Below are 7,207 nucleotides of genomic sequence, written 5' to 3'. Positions count from 1 at the left end.
AGACATAGTCACTCGCGATTACTCCTCGACTTTACCGCCAGCAGCTTCAAGAGCAGCTTTAGCGCCTTTAGTCAATGCAACACCTTGAACAGTGAATGCACGAGTGATTTCACCAGAAAGAACAACACGAGCACGCAACATATCTTTACGTACAACATTCGCAGCTTTCAAAGTTTCAAGTGAAACAATATCACCTTCAACTTTAGCAAGTTCAGACAAACGTACTTCAGCAGTTTTCAAAGCCAATTGGCTTGTGAAACCGAATTTAGGTAAACGACGATATAACGCAGTTTGACCACCTTCAAAGCCTGGACGAACGCCACCACTTTTACGTGATTTTTGACCTTTGACACCACGGCCACCAGTCTTACCAACGCCAGAACCGATACCACGGCCTAAACGACGGTTGTCACGTTTTGCACCTTCAGCAGGTGCAAGCTCATTTAAACGCAGAGTCATGGCTTATTCCTCTACACTAACCATATAGTAGACTTTGTTGATCATACCACGGTTAGAAGGTGTATCTATTACTTCTACTGTATGACCAATACGACGCAGACCTAAACCTTGTAGGCAAAGTTTGTGATTTTTCAAACGATGCGAAGAAGATTTAGTCTGGGTAACTTTAATCGTTTTCATGATTGATTACCCTAAAATTTGTTCTACTGAAAGACCACGTTTAGCAGCAACTTTCTCAGGAGACGTCATATCACGTAAACCGTTAAAAGTTGCATTTACAACGTTAGCCGCGTTAGTAGAACCATAACATTTCGTCAATACGTTACGTACACCCGCAGCTTCTAAAACTGCGCGCATAGAACCACCAGCGATTACGCCAGTACCTTCTGATGCAGGTTGCATGTAAACACGGCTAGCGCCATGACGAGCATGAATAGGATGTTGTACAGTACCATCAACAAGATCAACAGTGATCATGTTGCGGCGTGCAGCTTCAAGTGCTTTAGAAATAGCAGCTGGAACTTCACGCGCTTTACCGCGACCAAAACCTACACGACCATTACCATCACCCACAACAGTCAATGCTGTGAAAGAGAAGATACGACCACCCTTAACAACTTTGGCTACACGATCAACGGCAACCAGCTTTTCAACAAGACCTTCGTTTTGTTCAACTTTAGCCATGATTAGAACTCCAAGCCGTTTTCACGAGCAGCATCAGCCAAGGCTTTGATACGACCATGATATTTAAAACCAGAACGGTCAAATGCAACTTTAGTTACACCAGCAGCCTTTGCACGTTCTGCGATTAAAGCACCTACTTTAGTTGCTGAATCTACATTACCTGTAGTTCCGCTACGTAAAGATGCATCCAAAGTAGAAGCTTGCGCTAATACTTTGCCACCATCTGCAGAAATAACTTGAGCATAGATGTGACGCGGCGTGCGGTTTACACACAAGCGAGTCGCACCCAATGCACGAATGTGCAAGCGTGTGCTTTTCGCACGACGCAAACGGGATTGTTTCTTTTCGTTCATAAGAACCTCGCGCCTTATTTCTTCTTAGCTTCTTTACGAAGTACAACTTCGTCAGAATAGCGAACACCTTTACCTTTATACGGCTCTGGTGGACGATAACCACGGATTTCTGCAGCAACTTGACCTAACAATTGCTTGTTAGCTGATTTCAAAATGATTTCAGTAGCAGTCGGAGTTTCAGCAGTTACACCTTCAGGAAGAGCGTAATCAATCGGATGAGAATAACCAAGGTTAAGGTTCACAACTGTACCTTTAACCGCAGCTTTATAACCAACACCGATAAGTTGTAACTTACGTTCGAAGCCTTCATTAACACCTTTTACAAGGTTATTAAGAACAGCGCGAGCAGTACCAGCTTGCATCCAAGAATCGCGAGATTCTTTAACTGGAGCAATATGAAGTTGACCTTCTTCCTGTTTAAGCTCGACCAGCGCATGCAGGTTGAAAGACAACGTACCTTTGCTGCCTTTCACTTCGACCTGCCGGCCGTTCTGAGTAACTGCTACACCGTTAGGTACAGTTACTGGGGCTTTAGCCACACGAGACATGAGGAATCACCTATTAAGAAACAAAAGCAATAACTTCACCACCAACGCCTGCAGCACGTGCAGCGCGATCAGTCATGATGCCTTTGCTTGTAGAAACAATTGCAATACCTAAACCTTGCTTAACGCTTGGAAGTGCATCTTTACCGCGATACTGACGTAGACCTGGGCGGCTTACGCGTTTCACAGTTTCGATAACTGGTTTGCCTTCAAAATATTTTAAAGTAATTGTCAAAGTAGCTTTGCCTTCAAGATCAGCAACTTCTACATTTGAAATGTAACCTTCTTGTTGAAGTACGTTTGCAATTGCAACTTTCAACTTAGAATTAGGCATAGAAACAGTTTGTTTCTTTGCCATTTGTGCGTTACGAACACGTGTTAGCATGTCGGCAACGGTATCTTGCATACTCATTTATAGTCGCTCCTTACCAGCTTGCCTTAACAACGCCCGGTACATCACCCTGCATTACTGTGTCACGTAATTTGTTACGGCTTAAGCCGAACTTACGGAAGTAACCATGAGGACGACCAGTTAAACCACAACGGTTACGAAGACGTACTGGAGACGCATTACGTGGTAATGCTTGTAACTTCATCATCGCTTCGAAACGTTCTTCATCAGATGCATTTACGTTTGCAATCGTAGCTTTTAATTCAGCACGTTTTGCAGCGTATTTAGCAACTGTAGTTTCGCGTTTCAATTCGCGATTAATCATACTTTTCTTAGCCATATCGACCTCTTATTTGAACGGGAAGCCGAATGCACGGATTAGCGCACGGCCTTCGTCATCAGTACGAGCAGTCGTAGTGATAGTAATATCCATACCACGAATACGATCGATCTTATCAAAATCGATTTCAGGGAACATAATTTGTTCCTTGAGACCCATTGAATAATTACCACGACCATCGAATGATTTCGCAGAAAAACCGCGGAAGTCACGAATACGAGGAATCGCAATAGAGATCAAACGGTCTAAGAATTCGTACATTTGTTCGCCGCGTAAAGTTACTTTACAACCAATCGGCCAACCATCACGGATTTTAAAACCAGCGATTGATTTACGCGCTAATGTAAGAACTGGTTTTTGACCAGCAATAGCTTGCATATCCGCCAAAGCGCCATCTAACAATTTCTTGTCAGCTGAAGCTGCACCAACACCCATGTTGATGGTGATTTTAGTAACGCGAGGAATTTCCATCACGTTGCCCAAACCAAGTTCTTCTTTCAACTTAGCTCGGATTTCGTCGTTATAACGTGTTTTAAGTCTGGCCATAGCCTAGTTCAACCTATTACTTCGCTACCGCCACTGATTCACCATTTGATTTATAAACACGAGTTTTCGTGCCTTCAATCACTTGGTAACCAACACGGTCAGCCTTTTGGGTTGCAGCATTAAAAACTGCCACGTTTGAAATATGAAGCGAAGCTTCTTGTGTAACGATAGCGCCTTCAGCACCTGTTGCACGGTTCGGCTTTTGATGCTTCTTAACTAAATTAAGGCCTTCAACCTTAACTTGGTCATTTGAAACAGACAAAACAGTACCCTGTTTGCCTTTTTCTTTACCTGCGATCACAATTACTTGATCGCCTTTTCTAATCTTAGCCATGATTGCCTCTATTATAGAACTTCAGGAGCCAATGAAATGATTTTCATGAACTGTTCAGTACGAAGTTCACGAGTCACTGGTCCGAAAATACGAGTGGCAATCGGAGCCTTGTTGTTGTTCAAGATAACTGCAGCATTATCATCAAAACGGATCACAGAACCGTCTGGACGACGAATACCGAATTTAGTACGAACTACAACTGCATTCATCACGTCACCCTTTTTAACACGGCCACGTGGAATTGCTTCTTTTACAGTAACTTTAATAATGTCGCCAACAGAAGCATAACGACGATGTGAACCACCTAGTACTTTAATACATTGTACGCGGCGAGCACCACTGTTGTCTGCTACGTCTAGCATACTTTCGGTCTGAATCATTGCCCTACTCCAAAACCGAGCATCACCGGTCGCAATTTCGAAAGGCTCAAAGAGTACTCGAAATTGACCGATGATGCAACAAGAACGTCTAATTACTCAGCAGCTGCTTCAATAACTTCCACTAAAGTCCAAGCTTTAGTTTTTGAAATTGGGCGGCTTTCTTTAATGGTTACAACATCGCCAGTTTTAGCAGTGTTATTCTCATCATGAGCGTGTAATTTTGTTGAACGGCGGATTGATTTGCCATACAACGGGTGTTGAACGCGGCGTTCAATAAGTACAACAATAGACTTGTCCATTTTGTCACTTACTACTTTGCCTGTTAACGTGCGAACTGTTTGCTCACTCATTGTGCGTTCCCCTGTTTTTCGGTAAGGAGGGTCTTGATACGAGCAATAGTCTTACGAGTTAACGCAACTTCATGCGATTTACCCAATTGACCAGTTGCTTTCGCCATACGAAGACGGAATTGGTTAAGCTGTTGCTCATCTAGCAAAGCTGCCAACTCTTCTACCGATTTTTCACGTAGATCTTTAGTTTTCATTACATCACCGTCTTAGTAACGATAGTGGTTTTAAATGGAAGCTTAGCAGCTGCAAGCGTAAACGCTTCGCGTGCCAATTCTTCACTAACACCATCCATTTCGTACAAGATCTTACCTGGTTTGATTTGGCAAACCCAGTATTCCACAGAACCTTTACCTTTACCCATACGAACTTCTAATGGCTTTTCAGTAATTGGTTTGTCTGGGAAAACACGGATAAAGATCTTACCACCACGTTTAACACGACGGCTAATTGTACGACGCGCAGCTTCGATTTGACGAGCAGTCATTTGACCACGCTCAACAGATTTAAGTGCGATTGTACCGAAAGATACTGTGCTACCACGATGCGCTAGACCAGTGTTACGGCCCTTTTGCACCTTACGGAATTTAGTACGTTTAGGTTGCAACATGGATTATTCTCCTTTTTCAGCAGAACGATCATTGCGACGACCACGACGCTCTTGACCTTCACCACGACCGCGACCGCGTTTAGCTGGACGTTCTTCAGCAGGAGCAGGGTTCATGACTTGTTTCATGCCACCTAAGATCTCACCACGGAAAATCCAAACTTTAACACCAATCGTACCGTAAGTAGTTTCAGCACGCATAGTTGCATAGTCGATGTCAGCACGAAGTGTATGTAAAGGTACACGACCTTCACGATACCATTCAGTACGTGCAATTTCTGCACCACCTAAACGACCAGAAACCTCAACTTTGATACCTTTAGCACCAGCACGCATAGTGTTTTGAACCGCACGCTTCATAGCACGACGGAACATTACACGCTTCTCTAATTGTGAAGCAATTGCTTCAGCAACTAAACGAGCGTCTAAATCTGGGCGATCGATTTCGTTGATGCTTACTTGCGCTGGAACACCCATAATCTTGGTGAGTTCACGCTGTAATTTCTCAATGTCTTCGCCTTTTTTACCGATAACGATACCTGGACGAGCAGTGCTAATAGTTACTTTAGCAGCGCCTGTAGGACGTTCGATAAGAATTTTGCTGATCATCGCGCTTTTAAGTTTTTTAGTTAAAAACTCACGAACTTGAAGATCTTTAAGCAAATATTCAGCGTATTGTTTCGGACTCGCATACCAGTTGGCGTTATGACGTTTTACAACACCAAGGCGGATACCGATTGGATGAACCTTCTGACCCATATCAAACCCCTACCTTAACGGTAATGTGACAAGTACGCTTAGTAATACGATCTGCACGGCCTTTAGCACGTGGCATAATACGTTTAAGGCTCGTGCCTTCATCAACGTAAATCGTAGTAACCTTAAGGTCGTCTACATCTAAACTGTTATTGTGTTCAGCGTTTGCAATTGCAGATTCCAATGCTTTTTTTACTATAACTGCAGCTTTCTTATTGCTGAAGTTTAAGATATTAAGCGCGTGAGCAATAGATTTGCCACGGATTAGATCTGCAACCAAACGAGTTTTTTGTGCCGAGATAGCGGCACCGCGTAATTTAGCAGTAACTTCCATCATAGCACCTTAACGTTTAGACTTCTTGTCAACACCGTGACCACGATAGGTACGAGTTGGCGCGAATTCACCGAGTTTGTGACCAACCATATGTTCAGATACGATCACTGGAACATGGTTACGACCATTATGTACAGAAATTGTTAAACCAACAAAATCCGGGAGGATCATCGAACGACGCGACCAAGTTTTGATCGGCTTACGGTTATTAGCCGCGATAGCCGCTTCAACCTTAGCGAACAAGTGCGCATCGACGAATGGGCCTTTTTTCAGAGAACGAGGCATTGTCAGATTCCTTTACTTGTTACTTAACGCGACGGTCGCGAATGATCATCTTAGTCGTACGCTTATTGGTACGTGTTTTGTACCCTTTAGCTTTTTGACCCCATGGGCTTACAGGTTGAATACCTTTGTTACGCCCTTCACCACCACCATGTGGATGGTCAACTGGGTTCATCGCCATACCACGAACGGTAGGACGAACACCACGCCAGCGTGCAGCACCTGCTTTACCAAGTGAACGAAGGTTGCTTTCTGAGTTAGATACTTCACCTAACACAGCGCGACATTCAACGTGTACTTTACGCATTTCGCCTGAACGAAGACGAATAATTGCGTAAGAACCGTCACGACCCAACAATTGAGCAGAAGTACCAGCAGAACGCACTAACTGTGCACCTTTACCGATTTTAAGCTCAATGTTATGTAATGTAGAACCGATAGGCATATTACGAAGCGGCAAGCAGTTACCTGGACGAATTGGAGCATCGTTACCAGATTGTACTTTATCACCAGCACGTAAGCCTTTAGCGGCAATAATATAACGACGTTCACCGTCAGCATATTTCAATAAAGCAATATGAGATGTACGGTTAGGATCGTATTCAATACGCTCAACTACAGCTGGGATGCCGTCTTTGTTACGTTTGAAGTCAACAATACGGTAGTTTTGTTTATGACCACCACCAACATGACGAGTGGTAATGTGACCATTATTATTACGACCACCAGTACGTTTCTTAGCTTCAACCAACGGTGCATAAGGCGCGCCTTTGTGAAGATGATTATGAACCACCTTCTCTACAAAGCGACGTCCTGGAGACGTTGGCTTACATTTTTGAATTGGCATAA

Annotated in this window: 16 protein-coding genes and 1 pseudogene; all 17 read right to left on the bottom strand. The window is 43.6% G+C overall.

The window, feature by feature from the left end:
- Positions 1–18 precede the first annotated feature (18 nt).
- A complete protein-coding gene (rplO, locus tag AC4CVF_RS21700) occupies positions 19–459 on the bottom strand; it encodes a 50S ribosomal protein L15 (protein ID WP_336953496.1) in 441 nt (146 codons plus the stop codon).
- 3 nt (positions 460–462) lie between these two features.
- Positions 463–639: a 50S ribosomal protein L30 gene (gene rpmD / locus AC4CVF_RS21695; RefSeq protein ID WP_004725717.1), complete on the bottom strand. Its 177-nt coding sequence runs from the start codon at positions 637–639 to the stop codon at positions 463–465.
- 6 nt (positions 640–645) lie between these two features.
- Entirely contained in the window at positions 646–1,143 is a 498-nt protein-coding gene (rpsE, locus tag AC4CVF_RS21690; protein ID WP_004725715.1) for a 30S ribosomal protein S5, read from the bottom strand.
- Positions 1,144–1,145: 2 nt separating this feature from the next.
- A complete protein-coding gene (gene rplR / locus AC4CVF_RS21685) occupies positions 1,146–1,496 on the bottom strand; it encodes a 50S ribosomal protein L18 (RefSeq protein WP_004725713.1) in 351 nt (116 codons plus the stop codon).
- A gap of 14 nt (positions 1,497–1,510) precedes the next feature.
- Positions 1,511–2,044, bottom strand: coding sequence for a 50S ribosomal protein L6 (gene rplF / locus AC4CVF_RS21680; protein WP_004725711.1), 534 nt, complete (start codon positions 2,042–2,044; stop codon positions 1,511–1,513).
- 13 nt (positions 2,045–2,057) lie between these two features.
- Positions 2,058–2,453 carry a 30S ribosomal protein S8 gene (rpsH, locus tag AC4CVF_RS21675; RefSeq protein ID WP_004725709.1) on the bottom strand — a complete coding sequence of 132 codons (396 nt, stop codon included), beginning with the start codon at positions 2,451–2,453 and terminating at the stop codon, positions 2,058–2,060.
- 13 nt (positions 2,454–2,466) lie between these two features.
- Entirely contained in the window at positions 2,467–2,772 is a 306-nt protein-coding gene (gene rpsN, locus AC4CVF_RS21670; RefSeq protein WP_004725707.1) for a 30S ribosomal protein S14, read from the bottom strand.
- A gap of 9 nt (positions 2,773–2,781) precedes the next feature.
- On the bottom strand, positions 2,782–3,318 hold the full coding sequence (gene rplE / locus AC4CVF_RS21665; RefSeq protein ID WP_336953495.1) for a 50S ribosomal protein L5: 537 nt from the start codon (positions 3,316–3,318) through the stop codon (positions 2,782–2,784).
- A 16-nt stretch (positions 3,319–3,334) separates the two neighbouring features.
- Positions 3,335–3,652: a 50S ribosomal protein L24 gene (rplX, locus tag AC4CVF_RS21660; protein WP_336953494.1), complete on the bottom strand. Its 318-nt coding sequence runs from the start codon at positions 3,650–3,652 to the stop codon at positions 3,335–3,337.
- Positions 3,653–3,663: 11 nt separating this feature from the next.
- Complete coding sequence (gene rplN / locus AC4CVF_RS21655) at positions 3,664–4,032, bottom strand: 50S ribosomal protein L14 (RefSeq protein WP_004725701.1); 369 nt, start codon at positions 4,030–4,032, stop codon at positions 3,664–3,666.
- A 92-nt stretch (positions 4,033–4,124) separates the two neighbouring features.
- On the bottom strand, positions 4,125–4,382 hold the full coding sequence (gene rpsQ / locus AC4CVF_RS21650) for a 30S ribosomal protein S17 (RefSeq protein WP_004725698.1): 258 nt from the start codon (positions 4,380–4,382) through the stop codon (positions 4,125–4,127).
- Positions 4,379–4,576 (bottom strand): 50S ribosomal protein L29, encoded by a 198-nt coding sequence (gene rpmC / locus AC4CVF_RS21645; RefSeq protein ID WP_004725696.1) that lies wholly within the window; start codon positions 4,574–4,576, stop codon positions 4,379–4,381. The genes rpsQ and rpmC overlap by 4 nt, the downstream gene beginning before the upstream one ends.
- Entirely contained in the window at positions 4,576–4,989 is a 414-nt protein-coding gene (gene rplP, locus AC4CVF_RS21640; protein WP_004725694.1) for a 50S ribosomal protein L16, read from the bottom strand. The genes rpmC and rplP overlap by 1 nt, the downstream gene beginning before the upstream one ends.
- Positions 4,929–5,745 (bottom strand): annotated as a pseudogene (rpsC, locus tag AC4CVF_RS21635) (30S ribosomal protein S3). Before rpsC ends, rplP begins: the two are co-directional and overlap by 61 nt.
- A gap of 1 nt (position 5,746) precedes the next feature.
- Positions 5,747–6,076, bottom strand: coding sequence for a 50S ribosomal protein L22 (rplV, locus tag AC4CVF_RS21630; protein ID WP_004725688.1), 330 nt, complete (start codon positions 6,074–6,076; stop codon positions 5,747–5,749).
- A 9-nt stretch (positions 6,077–6,085) separates the two neighbouring features.
- Positions 6,086–6,361: a 30S ribosomal protein S19 gene (gene rpsS / locus AC4CVF_RS21625; RefSeq protein ID WP_004281508.1), complete on the bottom strand. Its 276-nt coding sequence runs from the start codon at positions 6,359–6,361 to the stop codon at positions 6,086–6,088.
- Positions 6,362–6,380: 19 nt separating this feature from the next.
- Positions 6,381–7,205 (bottom strand): 50S ribosomal protein L2, encoded by an 825-nt coding sequence (rplB, locus tag AC4CVF_RS21620; RefSeq protein ID WP_004725686.1) that lies wholly within the window; start codon positions 7,203–7,205, stop codon positions 6,381–6,383.
- Positions 7,206–7,207 lie beyond the last annotated feature (2 nt).

The organism is Acinetobacter sp. LipI_19 (assembly GCF_058242925.1).
This window is presented reverse-complemented; position numbering and strand designations above follow the sequence as displayed.

What these genes read in the sequence shown, in the direction of transcription:
- rplF (WP_004725711.1), bottom strand. Translation starts at nt 2,044, where the DNA reads ATGTCTCGTGTGGCTAAAGCCCCAGTAACTGTACCTAACGGTGTAGCA.
- rpmD (WP_004725717.1), bottom strand. Translation starts at nt 639, where the DNA reads ATGAAAACGATTAAAGTTACCCAGACTAAATCTTCTTCGCATCGTTTG.
- rpsQ (WP_004725698.1), bottom strand. Translation starts at nt 4,382, where the DNA reads ATGAGTGAGCAAACAGTTCGCACGTTAACAGGCAAAGTAGTAAGTGAC.
- rpsN (WP_004725707.1), bottom strand. Translation starts at nt 2,772, where the DNA reads ATGGCTAAGAAAAGTATGATTAATCGCGAATTGAAACGCGAAACTACA.
- rplE (WP_336953495.1), bottom strand. Translation starts at nt 3,318, where the DNA reads ATGGCCAGACTTAAAACACGTTATAACGACGAAATCCGAGCTAAGTTG.
- rpsH (WP_004725709.1), bottom strand. Translation starts at nt 2,453, where the DNA reads ATGAGTATGCAAGATACCGTTGCCGACATGCTAACACGTGTTCGTAAC.
- rplR (WP_004725713.1), bottom strand. Translation starts at nt 1,496, where the DNA reads ATGAACGAAAAGAAACAATCCCGTTTGCGTCGTGCGAAAAGCACACGC.
- rplV (WP_004725688.1), bottom strand. Translation starts at nt 6,076, where the DNA reads ATGGAAGTTACTGCTAAATTACGCGGTGCCGCTATCTCGGCACAAAAA.
- rplN (WP_004725701.1), bottom strand. Translation starts at nt 4,032, where the DNA reads ATGATTCAGACCGAAAGTATGCTAGACGTAGCAGACAACAGTGGTGCT.
- rpsE (WP_004725715.1), bottom strand. Translation starts at nt 1,143, where the DNA reads ATGGCTAAAGTTGAACAAAACGAAGGTCTTGTTGAAAAGCTGGTTGCC.
- rplP (WP_004725694.1), bottom strand. Translation starts at nt 4,989, where the DNA reads ATGTTGCAACCTAAACGTACTAAATTCCGTAAGGTGCAAAAGGGCCGT.
- rplB (WP_004725686.1), bottom strand. Translation starts at nt 7,205, where the DNA reads ATGCCAATTCAAAAATGTAAGCCAACGTCTCCAGGACGTCGCTTTGTA.
- rpmC (WP_004725696.1), bottom strand. Translation starts at nt 4,576, where the DNA reads ATGAAAACTAAAGATCTACGTGAAAAATCGGTAGAAGAGTTGGCAGCT.
- rplX (WP_336953494.1), bottom strand. Translation starts at nt 3,652, where the DNA reads ATGGCTAAGATTAGAAAAGGCGATCAAGTAATTGTGATCGCAGGTAAA.
- rpsS (WP_004281508.1), bottom strand. Translation starts at nt 6,361, where the DNA reads ATGCCTCGTTCTCTGAAAAAAGGCCCATTCGTCGATGCGCACTTGTTC.
- rplO (WP_336953496.1), bottom strand. Translation starts at nt 459, where the DNA reads ATGACTCTGCGTTTAAATGAGCTTGCACCTGCTGAAGGTGCAAAACGT.